This is a genomic window from Pseudomonas sp. NIBRBAC000502773, from assembly GCF_006517195.1.
In the GTDB taxonomy this organism is placed as follows: Bacteria; Pseudomonadota; Gammaproteobacteria; order Pseudomonadales; family Pseudomonadaceae; genus Aquipseudomonas; species Aquipseudomonas marginalis.
The window spans coordinates 5,625,619-5,648,681 of the sequence record NZ_CP041189.1; the positions used below are offsets into that span (position 1 = coordinate 5,625,619).

Below are 23,063 nucleotides of genomic sequence, written 5' to 3' on the forward strand. Positions count from 1 at the left end.
ACTTACTGCGGTAAGAGACGCTTTTGCGTGCCTCAACGGCGGGTGGCAAACCCCGTTACTGCAGCGTTGCTGGTGTTTCTAGGTAGTTCAAGTGGTGTGATGGCGCAGGACACTGCCGAAACCGATGACGGCACCTTTTCACCGGGCGAGATGATTCTGCCGTCGGTGACGATAAGCGGCATAGGGATACCCGATGCCACTACGACGGAAGGGACAGGGCTTTACACTACCGGCCCGACCACAGCAGCGACCCGCTTACCGTTGACGCTTCGGGAGACGCCGCAATCCATTTCAGTGGTGACACGTCAACGCATGGACGATCAAAAGCTGGATTCAGTTCAGGAGGTGCTGGAGAACACCACGGGTATCTCGTCATACCAATCAGATAGCCAACGCACGAGTTTTTACTCCAGAGGCTTTCTGATCGATAACATCCAGTACGACGGCATACCGGCTGTCATCGGCGACGTCATAAACGGCAGCGGTATTAGCGACCTGGAAACAGCATTCTACGATCGTGTCGAAGTTGTGCGCGGAGCTAACGGACTTCTTACCGGCACAGGCAATCCGTCTGCCGCGATCAACTTAGTGCGTAAGAGACCGACGCCAGGGTTCTCGGCGTCCACCTCCATCAGTGCGGGGTCATGGGACAGTTTTCGAGAGATGGGGGACATTTCCGTACCGTTGACAACAGACGGTCGTGTCCGGGCACGGGTAGTGGGGGTCAATAACGATGGGCACTCCTATGTCGATGGTTATCAAACACAAAAGCAAGCGTTCTACGGAATCATTGAGGCAGATCTCACCGAAGACACCACCCTGGATATAGGGTACGACTATCAGAACAGTTCCCCTAAGCGACCGACTTGGGGCGGTACTCCTCTATGGTTCAGCAATGGTTCAGAGGCAGAATGGTCGCGATCTAAATCTGTGGCAGCGGATTGGAACCGCTGGGACAGTACCCGGCAGAGCGCCTTTGCCGAACTGGAGCACCGGTTCGATAACGGCTGGAAAGTCCACGGTGTCATGAATCAGTACCGCACTGAGTATGACACCCAGCTAATGGGCAGTTCTGGGACACCCGACCAGGATACGGGATTAGGCACTTTCCCTAATGGCGCCTATCCGGTTGCGTTGGCCGGCGAAGGGAAAAGTCGTCAAACCACCTTTGATGTGATGGCGAGCGGTCCCTTTGAATTAATGGGGCGCCAACATGACTTGGTAGTGGGCGGTATGAGTTCTCGATATACCTCGAATAAAGACGATGTCAGCCCTTTTTTTCCGGGGTTCACGCCCAGCAATATATACGATTGGAGCAGTCACTTCCCCAAGCCTGACTTTGATGCAATGACATCGATACCGACCAATACCGAGGTTAAGCAGCGTGGTTTCTATAGTACGGCGAGATTTTCTCTGGCTGATCCATTGAAGTTGATTATCGGCGGGCGCTTCAGCCGATACGAGGTCGACGAAACCGTAGGCGGAACGTCGTTCAGTTATAAGAAGAGTAATGAATTTACGCCTTATGCAGGTTTGATATACGACATCGATAGCACATATTCTGTCTATATCAGTTATACCGGCATATTCAATCCGCAGACATCATTCCGAGATAGCAACGGCAACGTCCTCACGCCGACTGAAGGCAAGACGAAAGAGATTGGCCTCAAGGCTGAATACCTGGAGGGTCGACTGAATGCTTCTGTCGCATTGTTTGATACCGAACTGGACAATGCCGCACAGCCGGATGGCAGTCTTCTTACACCAAGCGGTGCGCAGGCTTACAAAGGTGTTGATGGCACCAAATCCCGTGGGATCGAGTTTGACATGCAGGGTGAAGTCGCTGCCCGCTGGAATATTTACGCCGGCGTTGCCGCTTTCACGGCCAAAGATGGCGACGACGCCAGGTTAAATGCACAGGTACCCCGTACTACCGCGCAGATGTTCACGACGTATACATTGCCTGGGATGTTTGAAAAGCTTACGTTGGGTGGAGGCGTAAGATGGCAAAGTCGCTTCTTAAGCAGCAGTACCAGCACACGGGTGGCTGAACAGGATCCTTATGCATTGACGTCACTGATGGCACGTTATGAGCTGACAAGGAACATGGACGTATCAATCAATGTTAACAACGTGTTCGATAAGAAGTATGCCACGCAGAAAGGCGACTTTGACACTGTAAGTTATGGGGCGCCGCGTAATGCACTGATGACAGTGAACTATAAACTTTAGCTCGCGCGGCTAACTGCTGCACTGTCACTATTGATAAGCACGACGCACCGTAAAAAAGCTGGCATGTGGTCTTTATAAGCCGATTCTTTTTAAACGATTTGATTTTTCCGCAGTCGCGCCTGGGCATCTGATAAGTCTGCCCCGTGCTCAATAACGGTGAGTAGCGGTACGTGATCATACCGCTACGTCATCTAAGCCATAGGTGCCGATTTATAAAGCGTAACCGAATGTCCTGGCATGGTTGGTTGGTGTTTGACGGTTACTCTGCCCATGGCCGCATGGCCGCATGGCCGCATGGCCGCATGGCCGGCAGCAGGCATGTCACACCGCCCGGCGAAAGCCGACGATCGCTTTGGTTTCGAGAAAATCGCCGAACGCAACTTCTCCCCATTCACGACCGTTACCCGACTGTTTGTACCCCCGAACGGGGCCGCCAAATCCATGTCGGCATAATTGAGCGTGACTTGTCCGGCCCGAAGTTTACGCGCCACTGCCTCGGCGGCTGCATGTTCGCCCTGAACATAAGCGGCAAGGCCGAAGACCGTGTCATTGGCGATCGCCACGGCGTCGGCTTCATCGGCATAACCGATGATGACAAGCACCGGGCCGAAGATCTCCTCGCGGGCGATAGTCATGTCATTCGTCACGTTGGAGAAGACGGTCGGCTGCACATAGAAACCGGTGTCGAGCCCTTCGGGTCGGCCGAGACCACCTGTTATCAGCGTTGCACCTTCTTCGATGCCGACCTGGATCAGGTTCTGGATCTTGCGCCACTGTGCCTCGGAGGCGACCGGGCCCATTTTCGCGTTACTTGCCGGGTGTCCGACAACCCACTGCGCTGCCGCCGTGCGCGCGAGATCGGCGACCTCATCCATTCGTGTAAATGGAACAAGCATCCGTGACGGCGCATTACATGATTGACCGCTGTTGAGCATCATTTGAGCCACGCCCGCCGCCACAGCTGACGGAAAATCGGCACTCGGCAAAAGAATGTTCGGCGACTTTCCACCCAGTTCCTGGTGTACGCGTTTCACCGTCAGTGCAGCATTGCGCGCTACCTGGATGCCGGCGGGGGTGGATCCAGTAAACGAGACGAGATCGACTTCAGGATGGCCCGTCAGTGCGTCGCCAACACCTTTGCCGTCTCCATGTACCAGATTAAAAACACCGGCTGGTACACCGGCATCATGCATGATTTCGGTAAAGATCGTCGCCGAGAAGGGCGACACTTCAGAAGGCTTCACCACCATCGCGCAGCCTGTCGCCAACGCTGCGGCCACCTTGCAGGTCAACTGGTTGAGCGGCCAATTCCATGGCGTGATCAACGCACAAACGCCAATCGGCTCGCGTACGATCTCAGTGGTGCCCATCTCGTGTTCGAAACTGTATTTGGCTATCGCGGCGCGAGCGATTTGAATGTGGGCCAGGCCGGCCGTGACTTGCAATTGCTCGGCAAGCCATAGCGGTGCGCCCATTTCATCGGACACTGCTGTCGCAAGATCCTGTGCGCGCAACTGGTAGGCCGCGATGATTCGATCAAAGAGTGCAAGACGCTCCTCAACCGATATTTGCGAGAACGTCTGGAAGGCGGCTCTTGCCGCTGCGACCGCTTTATCGACATCGAGGGGACCGCCGAGCGCAACCTGGCCGGCAACCGTTTCGTCAGCCGGATTAATGACATCCATTACGATATTGCCAGCGGGCTCCACCCACGAACCATCGATGTAAAACTGAAGATTTTCGCGCATTTTAGTCCTCGTCATAGTGGGCTTTCCAAAACAGGTCAGGCCGTTGGGATCAGCGCTGCCGCGTCGATATCGAAGGCGCTTGGCCAATCGTCGAGAGTCGCAGAGAGGCGTTGATCAAAGGTCGCAACAAGGCATCGAAATGAGGCCATCTTGGGCGACCCTTACAAGGTATACGCGATAAACCTGGAGTCAATTAGGCACTTAAAGTAGCGTTGGTAGGTTCAGGGATACCGCGGGCAAACCTGCGAAGGCATTCACTCCGCCGGGCTTACCTGCGCGGCCTCGTCAAACTTCAACCGGGCCGTTTCAACCTCAGGCAATTTGTCGAGCGTCCATTTATGCAATTCGCGAAATGGCTGCTGCAGTGTTCGACCCAGTTGGGTGATCTCATACTGGACTGCCACGGGCGAAAACGAGATGACCTGGCGCGAGACAAGACCATTTCGTTCCAGTCGTCGCAGGCACTGTGTCAGGGCCTTCTGAGTGACGCCCTCGAGGCGACGCTTGATGGCGTTAAAGCGATGCGGCCCGTCATCAAGTACCGCCAGAACCATCATCGACCACTTGTCTGCGATTTGGTCGAACAGCGCCCGGCTTGGGCACTCCGACGAAAAACATTGCGGCTTTAATTCCAGCATCGAAGTTTCCTCATGTATACCTAGGCGATTCTAGGTGCCTAATTGACATTTAGTTTACAAAATATACTTATATGGTTTCCAAAAGCAAATGGAGTCCATCCAATGTCAAGCCCAGATACCAGCGTTTTATTTCGTCCTCTTTCCATCCGCTCGCTTGAACTGAAAAACCGGATTGTCATGTCGCCGATGACCAGGCAATTTTCGCCAGAGGGCATCCCCGGTGAAGGTAGCGCTGCCTACTACCGGCGGCGGGCTGAGGGTCGAGTCGGATTGATTTTGTCAGAAGGCACCGTCATTAATCGTCCCGCTTCACGTAACGGTCCCGGTATTCCTTTTTTTCACGGTGAAGCAGCGCTGGCCGGATGGAAGAACGTGATCGATTCTGTTCACGCTGCCGGGGGCCGTATGGGGCCGCAACTCTGGCACACCGGCGCAGTGCGTGACGTCAGCGGCTGGGAGCCTGATGCGCCGGTTGAAAGCCCGTCTGGCCTCGATTCGCCAAACGTCCCTCGCGGTGTGGCGATGAGCGAGGAGGATATTGCAGACGCAGTTGCTGCGTTCGCCCAGGCGGCGGCGGATGCCAGGCGCCTGGGTTTCGACACCGTTGAGATCCATGGGGCGCATGGTTATTTGATCGATCAGTTCTTCTGGGCCGGCACCAATCTGCGCACCGATCGTTATGGCGGACCGACGATCAAAGAGCGCTCCCGTTTTGCCGCTGAGATCGTGTCTGCTGTGCGTCATGCGGTCGGGCCCGAATTCCCCATCATCATGCGCGTCAGTCAATGGAAGCAGCAGGACTTCGGGGTGCGCCTCGCCGAGACGCCTGCACTGATGGAAGACTGGCTGCTGCCGCTGGTTGAAGCGGGTGTGGATGTTCTGCATTGCTCGCAGCGACGCTTCTGGGACCCTGAGTTCCCCGAAATTGATGGTGAGAACGGGCTGAACTGCGCGGGCTGGGCGAAGAAAGTCACTGGCGCCACGACCATCAGCGTCGGTTCGGTCGGGCTGGATAATGATGTTACTCACGCATTCGCCGGCAAGGGATCGACCCCTGCGAGCCTGGATCGGCTTGTCGAGCGAATGGAGCGCGAAGAGTTTGATCTGATCGCAGTAGGGCGTGTTCTGCTGAGTGACAAGGATTGGGTCGCCAAAGTGGAAAAAGGCGATTACGCAGATCTGAAGGGCTTCAATCCGGCCTCTTTAGCCGAATTGGTTTAAGCCTTGGACCGGATTCCGGGCATCTACGTGCGAGTCGTAGAGGCCCGGAGTCCGGGTGATACGGCGTCGCCACTGATGATGCCGAGCGATCTGTCAAGCGGTGGCGACCGGTCATGGGAAGGGATGTTCAAGTATACCTGGTAGGGATTCAGTGCCTGATTGAAACCAGGTATACAGCCTATATCATTGGTTTCTTTAACCATCGCCTCTACTGGAAGTTTGGAAGCGAGAAACAGGATTGATCATGACACCTATAAGCCAATCAGTGACGCCCATAAAAAACAACGTCACGCGGTTTACCTGCAACGGGTGTGGAACGTGCTGTAAAGAACGTCTTATCCCTCTGACGCTTCAAGAGGCCGAGGAGTGGTTAAATCGTGGCGGTAACGTCGCAGTCATACTCGAAGCTTTCGACACGTCAGTCTTCCCGTTGCCAGGGCACTACGACCACAGCGTGCAACGCGCGGTCGATGTGGCCAGTGGAGAGGCACGTATTCAGGTCATTGCCATTTTTGCGGGTAACGCACTGACCCAGTGTCCAAGTCTAGGGGAGGATAACCGCTGCACGATCTATGAAGATCGACCGCTGGTGTGTCGAATCTATCCGATGGAAATCAATCCATTTCTGACCCTGCGCCCCGAAGAAAAGGTCTGCCCGCCGGAAGTCTGGGAGTCGGGAGAGGTGCTATGGTCCGACCGTGTAGTTGATCCTGTCCTGGAGGATCAGATTCAACGCTCCCGGCAGGCTGACCGCGACGATGCCAAGGCAAAAGTTTCAGTCTGCGCGGCACTGGGGATAAGTGTTGCCGCTTGGAAAGGCAACGCGCTGGCTGTTTACTTAACCGACCGTGTGCAATTGCAGCAGGCCATCAGTCTCGTTCGCGCGGGAGGCGATGTACCGGCCGATGTGTCCTGGAAAGTCCGCGTCGATGACGCTGACCTTCACACTCGTCTGCAGGGGGCAGGTGTTGAACTGGATCTTCGTGCACGGACTGAATATATCTTTCACTCGCTTTAATCGAAGAGCTCAGTGCTTTGCCCGCTCCAGGGTGTGGGGATACCTTGGTCGTCGCTGACTCGCTTATTGCAGCGGCCCCACCACTTGCCGATAGCGTTCTTCCCCCTGCGGCGTCTGGCGGGTCAGGTTGATTTCCAGGCCGATGGGATCGGCTTTACGGTTGCCGGCCAGCTGACGCCAGCCCTGGCCCGGTTCCCAGATGCGCACTTGCAGGTCGCTGACACCGGATAAGACGGCCACTGCTTTTTTGGGCGCAGGCAACGGGTATCGATCACTGGCCGCTGATGTGGCGCGGTACAGCGTGTCACCCTCCAGCCACCAGCGCACCCGTTGCAGACCGTTTTCGGGAAGGGCTGCATTACGAATCACGTTCAGTTGAAAATCATGCTGGTCGGAGCTGCGAACGCTGATTGCGGCGAGCCCGTCGGGCTGTTCGTCATCGTTCAAGGCTGGCGTTCTCAGTTCAACGCTGGCGCGCAGGGCCAGGTCGCGGTCCAGCTGGTTGAGTGTGCGCAACAACGCCTCGGTTTGCTCGGTGCTGGCCTGCAGATGGCTGTCGGCACGGCTCACGCTGTCGAGGCCGCGCCAGGCAATCAGGCTGACAATGGCCATCAGCATGATCGCTACCATGACTTCGATGAGGGTAAAGCCGCGCTGGTGAGTTTTCATGGTGCATTTGCCACGCGTATCTGGCCGGTCGCCGTGCGTTGAATGTCGAGGCGGTGCTGGCCATCCGAAAGCTGCAGTTGCAAGGGCGAGGCGAACCATTCGGCATTCAGTACCACCGGTTGCCTGGGGGTTACCCGCACGCTCATCGAGGGGGTTTCCCAGGCACGGGGACGCAGTTGCGAGTCGCTCATGAAGTGATCCCAGCCCTGGCCAGACTCGTGGCGCCGACTGAAGCGAAACCCTTTAGTGTCGGCCCGCCACGTGATGGGGCGGCCGTCGGCCCGGGCTTCGGCCTGGGCGATCTGCAGCATCTGGACCACGCGGTTGGCATCCTTGCGCAGCAATTGCAACGGGTCGGGTTTGATGCTCAGGCTGATCGCCGCTGAGGCGATGCCGATGATCACCAGCACCACCATTAATTCGATCAGGGTGAAGCCTTGTTGATTGGCCTTGGTCATGACACAACGCTCCTTCGTCGTGGGTCTCTCCTGTAGACTGCCCGGCAGGACAACAAGGAGGTTTTGTCTTGGTCGCTATTTTTCGTTTGACCGCGCCGCGAGTGGTGCAGGCAGTGGCATTGGCCACGGCGCTCGCGGGTGTGGTGGTCTGGTCTTCCGTGTTGCTGACATCGGCCGAGTCCCAGGTGCCGCCGGTCGAGCCGCCGGTTTTGGCTGCTCGCCCGGATACCCCTGCGTTGCAGTGGTTTTCCAACCAGCCGGCGGTGGTGGACATCAAGGTCTCCGGCCTGATGGCGGGCGCGCGCGGGGCGGTGGCGATCCTGAGCCTGAACGAGGGGCCGCCGCGCAGTTTTCGGGTGGGCGAGTCATTGGCCCAGGGTGTGCGCCTGGCCGCGATCGAGGGCGATGCGGTGGTGATTGAGCGTGGCACGCAGCACACCCGCATCAAGGTCAGCACGCTGCCGGACTCGGTGGTGCTACCGCGCTTGACCCGACCCTGAACGCTCATTGGGGCGTTGTCTTCGGCGGGTTGAGCAGCGTTTCCACCCGCGCCAACGGTGGCGCCTCGCGCTTGCGCTCCGACACCTGCAGGGTGACGCGCATCAGGCGTCCATCGGCGCTCGGTGCGATGCTCTGTTCGCAACGCAACAGCAAGCGGCCCTGATCACAGTCAAACGCTTTGTGCCCTTTGGGCAGGCGTCCCTCCAGGCGCAGTTCGGCGAGCCTGCCCTGGGCCGACAACAGCGCCATCGAGCGGTCGCGCAGCAACCCATTGCTCTGGGTCATCAAGCCTGCAACGCGGACCGCCGCCGCCATCGCCACGGCAATGATCGCCAAGGCCACGAGCACCTCGATCAATGTAAAACCCTGCTCCTTGCGCGACAGCTCCATGGGTCACTCTTGGCGTAAAAACACGCCGTAGAGTAGCACTCAGAGAGCCGCGGGCAGCGGCCAATTATTTTTGCTATCCAGATAGTTAGTTTTGTTACACTGCGCGCCGAATTAGGATCGAGCCAAGGATGGTGGATATGGATTTCGCGCGCATCAAATATGGGCCTCGCGCCCGCCACGCTCAGCAAGGGTTCACGCTGATCGAGATCATGGTGGTGGTGGTCATCCTCGGCATTCTGGCGGCGATTGTCGTGCCTAAAGTGCTGGACCGTCCGGACCAGGCCAGGGCGATTGCGGCCAAGCAGGACGTCGCCGGCCTGATGCAGGCGCTCAAGCTTTATCGCCTCGACCACGGTACCTATCCCAACATGAACCAGGGCCTCAAGGTACTGGTCGAGCGCCCGGCAGATGCAAAAAATACCAACTGGCGTTCTTATCTGGAGCGCCTGCCCAACGACCCCTGGGGCCGTCCTTACCATTACTTGAATCCCGGCGCGAACGGCGAAGTCGACATCTTCTCCCTCGGCGCCGACGGACAGCCTGATGGCGACGGTGTGAATGCCGATATCGGATCCTGGCAGCTCTAAGCGCGGCCATGAAATCACACTCGCCCACAGGGGCGAAACAGCGCGGCATGGCGATTATCAGCGCGATGCTGATCGCGGCAGTGGTCGCCGTGCTCGCCGCCGGCATGCTCACCCGCCAGAGCGTTTTTACCCGTTCACTTGAGGCCGAGCAGGCGCGAGTGCAGGGCAGTGCCTCACTGCTGGGCGGCCTGGAAGTCAGCCGACGATTGCTCCGGGACGCCCGCGAGCAGGATGTGCTGACGCGGCTTGACCAGCCATGGGCCCGGCCGATCAACACCGCTCAGGACGGCGAATTCGAAGGCCGCCTTGAGGACCTGCAAGGCAAGTTCAACCTGCGCAATCTAATCGCCCAAGAGTCTGTTGATCTCGGGCAGATGCGCAGCTTTGAGCGGTTGTGCGAGATGATCGGTGTCGAGGCCCGCCTGGCGCAGCGCATCAGCCAACGCGTGATTGCGGCCTACCCACATAGGCCGGTTGCCTCAACAGTGGGGCAGCCGCCCCCGCCATTACCCGCCACCCAGCCGATGCTGCGCAGTCTTGATCAATTACGCGGTATCGAAGGCCTCAATGAGCGGGTCCTGGCGCGGCTCGAGCGTTACGTCAGCATTCTTCCGGTCAACACCTGGGTCAACGGCAATACGGCCAGCGCCGAGGTGCTGGCCGCGGTGGTGCCGGGTTTGTCCTGGGCGCAGGCCAAGGCGTTGGTCGCCGAGCGCGATCGCGGCCAGTGGTTTATCAATCGCGGCGACTTCGTTAACCGTGCGCGATTGCCCAACTTGAACGTGGATCACCTCAACGTCGGGATCACCAGTGAGTGGTTCCTGCTCCAGGGGCAGGCCCGTCGCAACCAGCGCCGTGTGCACCTGGCTGCGCTGCTGCATCGTCCGGAAGACGCAATGCCCAGGGTGATCTGGTCGAGGCTGGGCGTATGACGCGCCTGCGCCTTGCCTTGCCGCCGCTGGAGTCCTTGACGTCGGACACCGAGCTTGAGTTCGCGCAACTGGACCGCAAGGGGCGCGTCAGCCATACCGGCATCAGCACCCTTGGCCAGCTGGGACAACAGGCCAAGTCTCAGGCCGTCGAGTGTTTCCTTCACCCCATGGACACGGTACTTACTCGCATCGAGCTACCGCCGCTGTCAGCGTCCCGTATCGATGCGGCCGTTACCTGCGCTGCGCAGGCGTTGATCCTGGGGCCCAGCGAGCAGATGCATGTGGCGCACAGCGCTCGCGATACCGATGGACAGGTGCACCTGAGCTGGCTGCCCAAGGCTGTACTGGATCGCCTCGGTCAGTTGCTTGGCCTGCACGGATTGAAGCTGGGCGGCCTGTATCCGGCGCCTTACCGCTTAGCCGTGCCAGCGGCCGGGCAGGTCAATGGATGTGTGGTAGAGGGCCAGTTGCTGCTGCGTTTCACCCTCGCCCATGGGACGGTGGAACCGTTGGTTGAGGACCGCCTGGAAGCGCTCGCCGCCAGCGGCGAAAGTGTGCTGTGGCCCGTGGACCACCAGCGCTGGAACGGCGCTGCCCCTGGCTGGGGATTGCACGCCGGGGTCGGCCGGCGCACTGCACCGGCGGCCGGTTGGGGGCGGGCGTTGGGCTGTTGTGCGTTGGCCGTGGGTGTCTGGGTGGCCGGGCTCAACCTTTACGCCGCCCGCGAAGTTGCGCAAGGGCAGCAGCTCAAGCAGCAGATGAGCCAGCGCGTGAAGCACGCATTTCCCGAGCTGCCGGTGATTCTCAACCCTCTGCAACAGGCTCGCCAGCAGTTGGCGATCCGGCAAGGGGGCGGGCCCGCGCAGCTCAATCACGACTTTGCTTACCTGGTGCAGCAAGCCGCCATGGCGCTGCCGTTCATGGCTGGCAGCGTCCAGCAGCTGACCTTCAGCGAGCGCCAGTTGCAGCTGCAGATGACCGCCGAAGCCACTCCCGCTGCCGACGGCGCTGTACAGGCTGCGCTGAGCCAGGCGGGACTTTCCGCCCATCGCAACGAGCGCATCTGGACGCTGAGTGCGATGGCCGAACCCGCGTCGGGAGAGGGTGATTCCAGCGTGGAAAACGACGATGAATAATCCGCGGCTGATGGCCTTCAAAGGGCGCTGGAAAGCGTTGGCCCCGCGGGAAAAAACCATGCTCAGCGGCGCGGCGGTGTTTCTCGCCAGCCTGTTGGTCTGGCTGTCGCTGATCCAGCCGGCGCTCAAGAGCATTGACTATTGGCAAGCCGAAACCCCGAAGCTGCGCGCCCAGAGCCAGGCACTGGCGCTGTTGCTTCGCGAGGTCACCACGCCTGTCGGGCTGGACCTTGAACACTCCTTGCGGCAATCCCTCGACGCTGCCGGACTGGCGGGGCACTACCGGTTACAGGCCCAGGATGCGTCCTGGCAACTGACACTCGACGCGGCCCCCGCCGATGCGGTGCTCGGCTGGTTATTGAGTGACCCAAGGCAATTTTCGCTGGACGTGGTGGAGGCCCGTTTGCAACGCGCCAGCGAAGCCTCGGCCGACAACACGGCAGGCACTCTCACAGGAACCGTCCGTATGGATCGGATGCACGGCGCTAAGGAAGCATCATGAAGTGGTCAGGTTCCCATTATGTACGCACGGCTGCGCCGTTTCTGTTGCTCGCACTGGGGGCGTGCAGCGCGCAGCCCACGGCGGATTTACCCCAGGACAGTGAGCTCGGCCTGCCCCTGGCCACCACCCAGCGCAGCGGCGATGCCCTGGTAGACCGGCAGCGTGCGCAAGTGCAAATCGAACGGCAGTCGCGGCCCTTGCACAAGGTTACCAACCCCGGACGTGGCGGCGGTGCCGGTCACAGCGGCGTGGCGCCGAACAAACCCTTGGGCGATCAACCGGTCACGCTGAATTTCGTCGAGGCCGACATTCAAGCCGTGGTGCGGGCGTTGTCCCGTGCGACGGGGCAGCAGTTCCTGGTCGACCCGCGCGTCAAGGGTTCCCTCACGCTGGTTTCCGAAGGGCAGGTGCCGGCGCATCAGGCCTACGACATGCTGCTGGCGGCACTGCGCATGCAGGGCTTCAGCGTGGTGGATGTGGGCGGTATCGCGCACGTGGTGCCCGAGGCCGATGCCAAGCTGCTCGGCGGGCCGATCTACAGTGCCGACAAGCCGGGCGGCAGCGGCATGCTCACGCGCACCTTCCGCCTGCAATACGAAAACGCGGTGAATCTGATCCCGGTGCTGCGCCCGATCGTTTCGCCAAACAACCCGATCAACGCCTACCCGGGCAACAACACCATTGTTGTCACCGACTACGCCGAGAACCTGGCGCGGGTGGCGCAGCTTATCGACGGCATCGACACACCGAGCGCCATCGACACCGACGTGGTGCAGGTTCAAAACGGGATCGCCGTGGATATCGCCGAGATGGTCTCGCAACTGCTGGAGCAGCCGGGCAGCGATCTGACGCAGAAAATCACGGTGGTGGGCGACCCGCGCTCCAACGCGATCGTGATTCGTGCCGGCAGCCCGGAGCGAACCGAGTTGGCGCGTAACCTGATCTACAAGCTGGATAACGCCCAAGCCAACCCAAGCAATTTGCACGTGGTGTACTTGCGCAACGCCCAGGCCGCGAAACTGGCGCAGTCGTTACGCGGTTTGCTGACCGGTGAAAGCGACAGCGGCGGCGGTGACAATGCACGGTCGGTGCTCAGCACAATGGGTGCCAATATCTCCGGCAGCCAGACCGGGCAGGGCAGTGGCCAAGGCAGTACCACCAGCGCCAATGAGTCGGCGCAGACGACCGGCAGCTCGAGCAGCCAGCCCGGCGGGCAAACGAATGAGCAAAACGTCGCCTTCACCGCCGGTGGCGTGACCCTCCAGGCCGACTCGACCACCAACACCTTGCTGATTTCTGCCCCGGAGCCGCTGTACCGCAACCTGCGTGAAGTCATCGACATGCTCGACCAGCGCCGCGCCCAAGTGGTGATTGAAAGCCTTATCGTTGAAGTCGGCGAGGACGATGCCAATGAGTTCGGCGTGCAGTGGCAGAGCGGCGACCTGGCCGGCAAAGGCGTGATTGGCGGGACTAACTTGGGCGGCGCGGGGTTCAACCTGAATGGCAAGACCAGCGTTGACGTGCTGCCTGGCGGGCTCAGCCTCGGCTTTATCAACGGTACCGTGGATGTGCCCGGCATTGGCAAGGTCATGGACCTCAAGGTGTTGGCCCGCGCGCTTAAAAGCAAAGGCGGCAGCAACGTCCTGTCGACGCCGAACCTGCTGACCCTGGATAACGAGGCGGCCAGTATTTTTGTTGGCCAGACTATCCCGTTTGTCAGTGGCAGCTACGTGACCGGTGGCGGCGGTACCAGCAATAATCCGTTCCAGACGGTCACCCGTGAGGAGGTCGGCTTGAAGCTGAATGTGCGCCCACAAATCTCCGAGGGTGGCACGGTCAAACTCGATATTTACCAGGAAGTGAGCAGTATCGATGAGCGCGCGTCCAGCAGCGCCGCGTCGGCCGGCATCGTCACCAACAAGCGCGCGATCGACACCAGTATCTTGCTCGACGACGGGCAGATCATGGTCCTCGGCGGCCTGCTCCAGGACGGTTACAGCCAGAGCAATGAAGCCGTGCCGTGGCTGTCGAGCATTCCGGGGCTGGGTGTGCTGTTTCGCAATGAACGCCGGGCGGTCACCAAGACCAACCTGATGGTGTTCCTGCGCCCGTATATCATCCGCGACAGTGGTGCCGGGCGCGCGATCACCCTGAACCGCTATGACTACATGCGCCGTGCCCAGGGCCATTCCCAGCCGGAACACAGCTGGGCGATGCCGGATGTGCAGGCGCCGCAGTTGCCGGTGGTGGAGAAGGGGATTCCGGGCGGGCAGCAGCAGGGGCCGAGGGCGGTGATTCGCGCGGTGCCTGTAGGTGCACGACCGTGAGCCTGCTCTACGCAGGACCAAATGTGTATTCCTGTGGGAGAGGGGTATGAGCCTGCTGCCCTACGCCTGGGCCAAATCCCAACGCATCCTCCTGCGTCCCGGCGCCGACGGCATGCTGCTCACCGTCTGCCCCTCAACCCCCGGCTGGTCGATCAGCGAAGTACGGCGCCAGTTCGGCCAGTCGCGGGTTGAGCAGGTACGCGACGACGAACTCGACGGCCTTCTCGCCAGTGCTTATGCCGATACGGGCAGCGCCGCCGCCGTGGTGGGTGCGGCAGAGAACGAGGTCGACCTCGACCGCCTGATGCAGGACATGCCCGAGATCACCGACCTGCTCGACACCCAGGACGGCGCGCCGGTGATCCGCATGATCAACGCCTTGCTCACCCAGGCGGCGCGGGACGAGGCCAGTGATATCCATATCGAGCCCTATGAAACCCACTCCGTGGTGCGCTACCGCGTCGACGGCACCCTGCGTGACGTGGTGTCGCCGCGTAAGGCATTGCATGGTGCGCTGGTGTCGCGGATCAAGATCATGGCCCAGCTCGACATCGCCGAAAAACGCCTGCCCCAGGATGGCCGTATCGCCCTGCGCGTGGCCGGGCGGCCCATCGATATTCGCGTGTCGACCGTGCCCACCGGGCATGGCGAACGGGTGGTGATGCGCCTGCTGGACAAGCAAGCCGGCCGTCTGCAACTGGAAACCCTCGGCATGGCGCCCTCGGTACTGACCAGGCTCGATACCTTGATTCGCCAGCCCCACGGCATCGTGCTGGTCACCGGGCCCACGGGCAGCGGCAAGACCACCAGCCTCTACGCCGCCCTGGCGCGGCTGGATGCGAGTACCAGCAATATCCTCACCGTGGAAGACCCGGTGGAATACGACCTGCCGGGCATCAGCCAGATCCAGGTCAATGCCAAGATCGACATGACCTTCGCACTGGCGCTGCGAGCGATCCTGCGTCAGGACCCGGACGTCATCATGATCGGTGAAATCCGCGACCTGGAGACCGCGCAAATCGCGGTGCAGGCTTCGCTCACCGGGCATTTGGTACTCGCTACGTTGCACACCAACGACGCGGTATCCGCCGTCAACCGCCTGCTGGACATGGGCGTCGAGCCGTTTTTGCTGGCGTCTTCAATGCTTGGGGTTCTGGCGCAACGCCTCGTGCGTCGTCTCTGCCCGCAATGCAAGGAAGAAGACCCGGCCAGCCCGGGCACCTGGCGTCCACTGGGGTGTTTGGCGTGTAACCACACCGGCTATAGCGGTCGCACCGGCATTCATGAACTGTTCTGCATTGACGACGCGATTCGCGCGCTGATTCACCAGGGCGCCGGTGAGCAGGCGCTCAGGGCCGCAGCCCGCAGCGCCGGTATGTGCAGCATGCGTGAGGATGGCGAACGCTGGGTCAACAGCGGCGTGACGGCACCCGAAGAAGTGCTCCGCGTGACACGGGACGCCTGATGAATCGCTACCGTTTTGAAGCCGCCGACGCCATGGGCAAGATCGAGAGTGGACACCTGGAAGCCGACAGTCAGCGCGAGGCGTTCGGGATTCTGCGCCGGCGTGGCTTGACAGCCTTGTCGGTGCACCTTGAGCAAAATACGGCCTCGGGGGCTGGCGCGGGCCTGTTCAGCGCCAAGCTGTCGGACAACGACCTGGCCTGGGCCACGCGGCAACTGGCGAGCCTGCTCAGCGCCAGCCTGCCACTGGAGGCCGCGTTGAGTGCCACGGTGGAACAAGCCGAGCGCAAACACATCGTCCAGGCCCTGAGTGCGGTGCGTGCCGATGTACGCAGCGGCATGCGCCTGGCGGATGCCTTGGCCGCGCGGCCACGGGACTTTCCGGAGATCTACCGCGCGCTGATTGCGGCGGGAGAGGAGTCCGGCGACCTCGCCCAGGTGATGGAGCGGTTGGCCGACTACATCGAAGAACGCAATAACCTGCGCAGTAAAATCCTCACCGCGTTTATCTATCCTGGAGTGGTAGGGCTGGTCTCGATCGCCATCGTGATCTTCCTGCTCAGCTACGTGGTGCCCCAGGTGGTCAGTGCGTTTTCCCAGGCGCGCCAGGACTTGCCCGGGCTGACATTGGCGATGCTCAATGCCAGTGATTTCATTCGCGGTTGGGGTTGGCTGTGCCTCAGTGCTTTGATCGCGGGTTTCTGGGGCTGGCGTGTGTACCTGCGCAACCCGCTGGCGCGTCTGGGTTGGCATCGTCGCGTGTTGCGCCTGCCGTTGATCGGGCGTTTTGTACTCGGGCTCAATACCGCACGGTTTGCCTCGACCCTGGCGATTCTCGGTGGCGCCGGGGTGCCGCTGTTGCGTGCACTGGAAGCGGCACGCCAGACCTTGTCCAACGACTGCCTGAGCCAGTGCGTCAACGACGCCACCGCCAAGGTGCGCGAAGGCGTCAGCCTGGCCACGGCGCTGGCGGCGGAGAGAGTATTTCCGCCCCTGCTGATCCACCTGATCGCCAGCGGCGAAAAGACCGGATCGCTGCCGCCGATGCTCGATCGCGCGGCGCAGACACTGTCCCGCGATATCGAGCGCCGGGCGATGGGCATGACCGCACTGCTGGAGCCACTGATGATCGTGGTGATGGGCGCGGTGGTGCTGGTGATCGTGATGGCGGTGCTGTTGCCGATCATCGAGATCAACCAACTGGTGCAGTAGCTGCACAAAAAAGCCCTCGTCACCGAGGGCTTTTCATTTCACGAAGGTGACACCGCTGCTTAGAGCTTACCGGCGCCGGCCTTGGCCTTGACGTCGGCGGCGACCTTATCGGCAGCCAACGGAGTGTAGCTGTACGGTGGGGTCCAGCCGATGCTCGAACTCCACGAGCAGCTCAATGCGCTGCCGTTGAGGGTCGAGCCGGTGTCGCGGTAGACGCTGCCACCGTAATCGCCGGCGATCTTGTCGCAACCGCTGATACCGGCGATCTCGAAGGCGTTACGCTCGGAGAAGATCTTCGAGTTCTTGCCCACACCGTGAGCGTACGAGAACGGGTACACCTTATGGCTGGTGCTGCCCACATGGTAGTTGTTGTACAGATGCACCTGGCCGAAACGCACGCGCGGCGCACGGGCAGAGATATTCTCAAACAGGCTGTTGTGGATGGTGACCTTGAGCTTGCCGTCATCGGTGGTGCGGCTGTCGCTGGAACCGATCAGGTTGTTCTTCTCGTGCGACTTGAACGCCGAGTACGAGATGGTCACGTAGTTGGCGCCGTTTTTAACATCCAGCGCGCCGTCGTGATGCTGCTTCGGACGGCCGTTGGCGCTGCCGTTCTGGTCATCGGTACGGCGGCCATCGGTGAAGGTCACGTGATCGACCCACACGTTATTGGCACCCTCGATGGTCAGGCCATCGTATTCCGAGTTCCAGTTGCCGGCGCTGCCGTCCGTGGGGTCCCACTTCGGCTCGGGATCCCAAGGATTTTCGATGGTGATGTTGCGGATGATGACGTCGTTTTCCTTGGCATAGAAGAAACCCTCACGGATCTCGGCATTGCTGGTGGTACCGACGATGGTGGTTTTGCCAGGAATATCCAGGCGACCGCGTACCTTCATATCAGCAGTCGTCGTATAAGCCTTGCCTTCGCTGATATCGATGATGCCGGTGATCTTGATGATGCGACCATTGGTGCCCACCGACGCGCTCAGTGCGGTTTTCAGCTCCGCCGCGTTTTTTGCCGTGTAGATATTATTCGCCGCAGCTCGCGAGCCGCCCTTGGTGCCGCCGTTCTGAGTGGCCCAACCGGTGGTGGCCGAATCCAGCCAGATGTCCGCGGCATGCGCAGGAACGCTGGAAAACAGCAGGGCACCGATAACGGCACTGGCCAGTTTTGAGGCAGTGAAGGTTGAGGGGTTTGTCATGAGTAATCAGATCCTTGATTAACTTGAGTGTTTAAACGCGCACAGGCATGCGCGTTTCTCGAGCGGACGTCCTTGCCACTGGTGCAGCGAATCGAACGTCCGCTGCATGAGAAATACTATCATGCGTATCTTTGTTGTCGTACAACTGTTTTTAAAATTAACGAGTAAAAAGTTTTATTGACTAAAATAAAATATCGGATAATTATTCCTGTGCATCTGCTCCCACGCAGAGTCATTTTCAGGGTTATCCCGATGAGTGTTAAAACCCCGTCTGTACTGGCGACTCTTTACGTCGAGGCCAATGAGTCGTGCTTTGCAACCCCCGTGGCACCTGCGCTGATGCAGGGCTTCCCGGCCGAGCCGAAACACCGGGTAACGTGGCACAACTGGATGCGCGCGCCCTTCAGCCAGTGGGGGTTCCGTCATCTGGCGCGGCTGCGTCCCACGATTGATGTGGCGGCGGGTTCAAGGCCTGCCGGTCAGCTCAAGGAAGCGCCCACAGCGCTGGACCCGCTGTGTTTCGACAGCGAATGCGGGCTGAGCATCAGCGTGATCGAACACCTTGTGGCCAGCCAGACCGACGCTTTTTTAGTGATGCAGGGCGACACGGTGTTGTTCGAGCGCTACTTCAACGGCCAGCGCGCGGATGACCGGCACATCATGTTTTCGGTGACCAAGTCGCTGATCGGCACCCTTGGCGAACAACTGGTTTCCAACGGCATGCTCAAGCCCGAGCTGTCCGCCGCGTACTACGTGCCTGAGCTGGTGGGCAGTGCGTTTGGCGATGCCACCGTGCGCCAGTTGTTCGATATGGCCGTGGGCATCGACTACAGCGAGGTGTATGACGATCCCGCCTCCGAGAGTTCGCAGTACGGTTATGCCTGCGGTTTCCAGCCGGCACCGGCGCCATACGCCCAGTTTGAATCGCTGTACCAATACCTGCCGTCACTGAAAAAACGTGGCGCACACGGCGGCTTTTTCCATTACGTGACCGCCACCACCGAAGTCCTGGCATGGGTCATGGAACGGGCCTCGGGCCAGGCGTGCAGTCAGATGCTGGAACAGATCTGGGGGCGCTTGGGGTGCGAACGCGACGGTTATTTCATGGCCGATCCCTGGGGCCGTAACGTTGCCGGGGCGGGCTTCAGTGCCACCTTGAGAGACATGGCGCGCTTCGGTCGCCTGCTGGCCAACGACGGTCGCCAGGACGGGGTCGAGCTGTTGTCGCCCGAGACCGTAGCGCGTATCGCCGCCGGTTCTGATCCGGCGATCTACGCGCAAAATACCGAGTTCGCCAGCTGGACGCCGGGTGCGTCCTATCGCAGCCAGTGGTACGTGTTCAACGACCACAGCCAAGCCCTGATGGCCGGAGGGATCCACGGCCAATACCTGTTCATCGACAAACCGTCCGGCGTGGTGATCGTCAAGCAATCGTCACTCACCGATGCGGTCAGCCCGTTCGATAACGACAGCGTGCGCATGCTGCGCGCGATCGCCGCCCACCTGAGTCGCTGATCCACGCCAAACAATAAGAGTCTTGCGTTCTATTCACCTGGCTTGCCCAGGTGTTGGCGGCGCCCTGCGTCGCCATTGACTGCCCTGTAACAACAATAATTCCACAGGAGCTTCTTATGGTTTTCACCAAGCGTTTCTCTCGAGCGCTGTTAGCGCTCGGCTTACCCTTGACCACCCACGTCGCGCTGGCGGGCTACACCTTTGAGGAGGGCGATCTCAAGGGTGAAGTCAATCTCACCGTGGGCGGGGCGACGCTGTTTACCCGTGGCGTCAACTTCGGCAGCGGCCAGGTCGATGCACGCAGCGGCAAGAACGGCGGCGCCCGCATCAACTGGCAAGAGGTCTACGTAAAACCGGGTGTCAAGCTCGAGTATGCGCTGCAACCGGATTTCAGCCTGCTGGCCGGCGGTTCCCTGGTTGGGGCGAGCACGTTCGGCGATGGCGATGCGGGAGGCTTCACCCGCAGCTCCGACGGCAAGGTCGCCGCCGAAGAACTCTACGGCGGTTTTCGCGCCGGCGAGTGGAAGTTCACCGCCGGCCGCCAGAACTACATGATCGGTACGGGGTTCATCGTCATGGACGGTAACCTCGACCAGTACAAGGATGGCGCCTACTGGCTCGGCCCGCGAACCGCCTTCAAGGATTCAGCGATCCTGGCCTGGGACCATGGCGCGCTGAAGTCCCAGGTATTCACCCTGCGCACCGATGATGACCTGGGCGATTTCCGCATGACCGGCGTCAACCTCGACTACAACCTCGATGACCAAGTGACGCTTGGCGCCATGGCCATGAAGGTCAACGCCCTTGGCCCCAAAGGCAGCACGCTGCCGCGCCGTCGGGACGGGATGCAGGTGTACAACGTCAGGGCGCTCAACGCCAAGGTGCCCGGCGTCCAGGCCCTGACCCTGAATGCCGAGTACGCGCTGGAGCGCGGCAGCGGCGAGGGTGTCGACTACGATGCCAACGCCTGGTATGCCCAGGCCGACTATGCCTTCGCTACCTTGCCGCTGACACAGATCATTGGCTACCGCTACGCGAGCTTTTCCGGCGACGACAACCTTACCGACAACCGCCAGAAAGCCTGGGATTCACTGAGCAAAGGCTTTGTCGACTGGAGCACGTGGCTGGTCGGGGATGTGGTCGGCAACTACCTGCTGTTCAACAGCAACGAAAACGTCCAGCAGTTCTCCCTCAAGACCCACCTCAACGACACCCTGACCCTCGGCGCGATTCACTACCAGTTCTGGCTGGACGAGAAAAACTACATGGGCGCGCCGGTCAGCGATCGGCGCTTTGCTGACGAAAGTGTGGTTTTTCTCGACTGGACGCCCACGCCGTCGTTCTATACGTCGCTGTCCTACAACTGGGTCAAGCCGCTGGCCGCCGCCAAACAGGTGTTCGGTAACGACCAGATGTTCAGTGCGCTGGAACTGTATTTCACCTACCGCTATTAAGTGCTGCGAGCCATCGCGGCCGCGCTGGAGTGTTTTGATCATGAACAGATTTTTGCGTAACACCGTGCTGGGCACTATCGCCTCGTTGCTCATCAGTGGTTTTTGCCTGGCTGAAGAACGCACCGTACGGATCTACAACTGGATCGAATACCTGCCACCCGAAGTGCTCAAGAGTTTCCAGGAAGAAACCGGCATTCGCCCGATTTACGATGTGTTCGACAGCGCCGAAACCATGGAGTCCAAGCTGCTGACGGGCAACTCCGGGTATGACGTGGTGTTCCCCGGCACCGCCAACCTGGGGCACTTGATCACGGCCGGAGCCGTGCAGCCGCTGGACCGCCAGCAGTTGCCGAACTGGCAGCACCTGGACCCGCAGTTCATGCAATCCCTGGAAGCCGTGGGTGACACCGGCAACCGCTACGCCGTGCCTTACCTATGGGGCACCACATTGATCGGCTACAACGTCGACAAGGTGCGCAAGGCCCTGGGCCCCGACGTGCAGATGAACAGCTGGGACATCATCTTCAAGGAAGAAAACCTCGCCAAGCTCGCCAGTTGTGGCGTGGGTTTCCTCGACGCCGGCAACGAGATCCTGCCGATTGCCCTGCACTACAAGGGCCTCGACCCCAATAGCCAGAAGCGTGAGGACTATGTGCAAGCCCAGGCCGTGATGATGAAGATTCGCCCTTACGTCACTTACTTCAACTCGTCGCGCTACGGCATGGACCTGGCCAACGGTGATATCTGTGTGGGCGTGGGCTGGTCCGGCGGTGTCGCATTGGCCACGCGACTGGCGGATGCCGCCGGCAAGGGGGTCAAGGTCGAGATGGCACTGCCCAAGGAAGGCGCGCCGATGTGGGCGGACGTGATGATGATCCCGGCCAAGGCACCCGATCTGGCGGAGGCCCATGCGTTCATCAATTACATCCTGCGCCCGGACGTGATTGCGCGCATCAGCAACAAGATCGGCTACCCCAACCCGAACAAGGACGCCACTGCGCTGGTGGACGCCAGCATCCGCAACGACCCCAACATGTATGTGCCGGAGGAAGCGCGCAAGACCCTGTTCGCCCTGGAGCCGATTCCGGCCGCCGTGGAGCGCATCCGCACCCGCACCTGGACGGCCATCAAGAGCAACCGCTGATCAGTGTGGCCTGACCCTGCAACGGGTCAGGCCTGCATGCCGTAGAACAGCAGCTCGGTGATGCGCCGTACCTGCGTCGAGTGCGCGTCGAGATCCGGCTGTTCCTGGTTCACCAGCCTGAACAGTTGCAGGTGCGAATAGTCGTTCAACAGGAACGCGGCCAATTCCACATCGAGTTGCGGGCGCAGCTTGCCGGCCCGTTGCAGTTCCCGCAGCAGTTCGCTGATTTCCGCCCTGAGCGCATCGTTCATGGCGCGATAACCGGCCGGCAGTTCATTGCTGCCGCCGAACAGGATCAGCGGCAGCAGTTCACGCCAGAGGCTGGGGTGCATGACTTCCAGGGCATAGCCGGTGAGCAGGCTTTCCAGGTGGCACAGCGCTTCGACCGGATCGTCCATTGTGTGGATCTCGCGGCGGGTGTCGCTGATTGCGCGCTGATCGGCGTGGTGCAGGATTTCCAGGATGATTTCCTGCTTGTTGCCGAAGTACTTGAACACCGTCGGCGGCGACACCCCGGCCTGGCTGGCGATCTGCTCGATGGTGGTGTTCTGGAAACCCTGGCGCTCAAACAGCTCGATCGCGGCCTGGCTGATAGCTTGCCGGCGTTCGGCTTTCTGACGTTCACGCAGTCCGCTCACAGGAGATCCTTGTCACGAGTAAAAAGAGGGGCGCTTATCGCCCCGGTATCCCTGCAAAATACTTAATTGGGTAAA

20 protein-coding genes and 1 pseudogene are annotated in these 23,063 nt (G+C 60.4%); 14 read left to right on the forward strand and 7 right to left on the reverse strand.

The window, feature by feature from the left end; all coding sequences use genetic code 11:
• Positions 1-99 precede the first annotated feature (99 nt).
• Positions 100-2,232, forward strand: a complete 2,133-nt coding sequence (locus tag NIBR502773_RS26150) for a TonB-dependent siderophore receptor (protein ID WP_257228073.1) — start codon at positions 100-102, stop codon at positions 2,230-2,232.
• A 321-nt stretch (positions 2,233-2,553) separates the two neighbouring features.
• On the opposite strand, the pseudogene NIBR502773_RS26155 reads toward NIBR502773_RS26150, so the two are convergent.
• Positions 2,554-3,980: pseudogene (locus NIBR502773_RS26155) on the reverse strand (aldehyde dehydrogenase family protein).
• 254 nt (positions 3,981-4,234) lie between these two features.
• Positions 4,235-4,618: a helix-turn-helix domain-containing protein gene (locus NIBR502773_RS26160; RefSeq protein WP_065939609.1), complete on the reverse strand. Its 384-nt coding sequence runs from the start codon at positions 4,616-4,618 to the stop codon at positions 4,235-4,237.
• 102 nt (positions 4,619-4,720) lie between these two features.
• Here NIBR502773_RS26160 and NIBR502773_RS26165 point away from each other — a divergent pair, with 102 nt between their 5' ends.
• Positions 4,721-5,839: an NADH:flavin oxidoreductase gene (locus NIBR502773_RS26165; protein WP_115487994.1), complete on the forward strand. Its 1,119-nt coding sequence runs from the start codon at positions 4,721-4,723 to the stop codon at positions 5,837-5,839.
• A gap of 244 nt (positions 5,840-6,083) precedes the next feature.
• Positions 6,084-6,857 carry a YkgJ family cysteine cluster protein gene (locus tag NIBR502773_RS26170; protein ID WP_257228074.1) on the forward strand — a complete coding sequence of 258 codons (774 nt, stop codon included), beginning with the start codon at positions 6,084-6,086 and terminating at the stop codon, positions 6,855-6,857.
• 63 nt (positions 6,858-6,920) lie between these two features.
• Here NIBR502773_RS26170 and gspJ read toward each other — a convergent pair whose 3' ends face one another.
• Positions 6,921-7,526: a type II secretion system minor pseudopilin GspJ gene (gene gspJ, locus NIBR502773_RS26175; protein ID WP_115487995.1), complete on the reverse strand. Its 606-nt coding sequence runs from the start codon at positions 7,524-7,526 to the stop codon at positions 6,921-6,923.
• Complete coding sequence (gspH, locus tag NIBR502773_RS26180) at positions 7,523-7,984, reverse strand: type II secretion system minor pseudopilin GspH (RefSeq protein WP_092488366.1); 462 nt, start codon at positions 7,982-7,984, stop codon at positions 7,523-7,525. The genes gspJ and gspH overlap by 4 nt, the downstream gene beginning before the upstream one ends.
• Positions 7,985-8,052: 68 nt before the next feature.
• Here gspH and NIBR502773_RS26185 point away from each other — a divergent pair, with 68 nt between their 5' ends.
• The gene (locus NIBR502773_RS26185) at positions 8,053-8,484 is read left to right on the forward strand and encodes a type II secretion system protein N (protein ID WP_115487997.1); all 432 of its coding nucleotides are present in this window, start codon (positions 8,053-8,055) and stop codon (positions 8,482-8,484) included.
• A gap of 4 nt (positions 8,485-8,488) precedes the next feature.
• Here NIBR502773_RS26185 and gspI read toward each other — a convergent pair whose 3' ends face one another.
• A complete protein-coding gene (gene gspI, locus NIBR502773_RS26190; RefSeq protein ID WP_141157302.1) occupies positions 8,489-8,875 on the reverse strand; it encodes a type II secretion system minor pseudopilin GspI in 387 nt (128 codons plus the stop codon).
• 137 nt (positions 8,876-9,012) lie between these two features.
• Here gspI and gspG point away from each other — a divergent pair, with 137 nt between their 5' ends.
• The 7 genes from gspG to gspF are packed head-to-tail and all read left to right on the forward strand — an operon-like array spanning position 9,013 to position 17,035.
• Entirely contained in the window at positions 9,013-9,462 is a 450-nt protein-coding gene (gspG, locus tag NIBR502773_RS26195; RefSeq protein ID WP_027603442.1) for a type II secretion system major pseudopilin GspG, read from the forward strand.
• 8 nt (positions 9,463-9,470) lie between these two features.
• Positions 9,471-10,394 (forward strand): type II secretion system minor pseudopilin GspK, encoded by a 924-nt coding sequence (gspK, locus tag NIBR502773_RS26200; RefSeq protein ID WP_065939615.1) that lies wholly within the window; start codon positions 9,471-9,473, stop codon positions 10,392-10,394.
• A complete protein-coding gene (gene gspL, locus NIBR502773_RS26205; RefSeq protein ID WP_141157303.1) occupies positions 10,391-11,530 on the forward strand; it encodes a type II secretion system protein GspL in 1,140 nt (379 codons plus the stop codon). Before gspK ends, gspL begins: the two co-directional genes overlap by 4 nt.
• A complete protein-coding gene (gene gspM / locus NIBR502773_RS26210; RefSeq protein WP_141157304.1) occupies positions 11,523-12,032 on the forward strand; it encodes a type II secretion system protein GspM in 510 nt (169 codons plus the stop codon). The genes gspL and gspM overlap by 8 nt, the downstream gene beginning before the upstream one ends.
• On the forward strand, positions 12,029-14,359 hold the full coding sequence (gene gspD / locus NIBR502773_RS26215; RefSeq protein ID WP_141157305.1) for a type II secretion system secretin GspD: 2,331 nt from the start codon (positions 12,029-12,031) through the stop codon (positions 14,357-14,359). Before gspM ends, gspD begins: the two co-directional genes overlap by 4 nt.
• A 46-nt stretch (positions 14,360-14,405) precedes the next feature.
• Positions 14,406-15,824 carry a type II secretion system ATPase GspE gene (gene gspE / locus NIBR502773_RS26220; RefSeq protein ID WP_141157306.1) on the forward strand — a complete coding sequence of 473 codons (1,419 nt, stop codon included), beginning with the start codon at positions 14,406-14,408 and terminating at the stop codon, positions 15,822-15,824.
• Positions 15,824-17,035: a type II secretion system inner membrane protein GspF gene (gene gspF / locus NIBR502773_RS26225; protein WP_115488004.1), complete on the forward strand. Its 1,212-nt coding sequence runs from the start codon at positions 15,824-15,826 to the stop codon at positions 17,033-17,035. The genes gspE and gspF overlap by 1 nt, the downstream gene beginning before the upstream one ends.
• 59 nt (positions 17,036-17,094) lie before the next feature.
• Here the strand turns inward: gspF and NIBR502773_RS26230 are convergent, their stop codons facing one another.
• Entirely contained in the window at positions 17,095-18,237 is a 1,143-nt protein-coding gene (locus tag NIBR502773_RS26230) for a polysaccharide lyase family 1 protein (protein ID WP_141157307.1), read from the reverse strand.
• A 252-nt stretch (positions 18,238-18,489) separates the two neighbouring features.
• Here NIBR502773_RS26230 and NIBR502773_RS26235 point away from each other — a divergent pair, with 252 nt between their 5' ends.
• From NIBR502773_RS26235 to NIBR502773_RS26245, 3 genes are all read left to right on the forward strand, one after another.
• A complete protein-coding gene (locus NIBR502773_RS26235; protein WP_141157308.1) occupies positions 18,490-19,752 on the forward strand; it encodes a serine hydrolase in 1,263 nt (420 codons plus the stop codon).
• Between the two features lie 116 nt (positions 19,753-19,868).
• Positions 19,869-21,206, forward strand: a complete 1,338-nt coding sequence (locus NIBR502773_RS26240) for a hypothetical protein (RefSeq protein ID WP_141157309.1) — start codon at positions 19,869-19,871, stop codon at positions 21,204-21,206.
• 40 nt (positions 21,207-21,246) lie between these two features.
• The gene (locus NIBR502773_RS26245) at positions 21,247-22,350 is read left to right on the forward strand and encodes a polyamine ABC transporter substrate-binding protein (protein ID WP_065939623.1); all 1,104 of its coding nucleotides are present in this window, start codon (positions 21,247-21,249) and stop codon (positions 22,348-22,350) included.
• A gap of 26 nt (positions 22,351-22,376) precedes the next feature.
• Here NIBR502773_RS26245 and NIBR502773_RS26250 read toward each other — a convergent pair whose 3' ends face one another.
• Positions 22,377-22,988, reverse strand: a complete 612-nt coding sequence (locus NIBR502773_RS26250; RefSeq protein WP_115488008.1) for a TetR/AcrR family transcriptional regulator — start codon at positions 22,986-22,988, stop codon at positions 22,377-22,379.
• Positions 22,989-23,063: the final 75 nt, after the last annotated feature.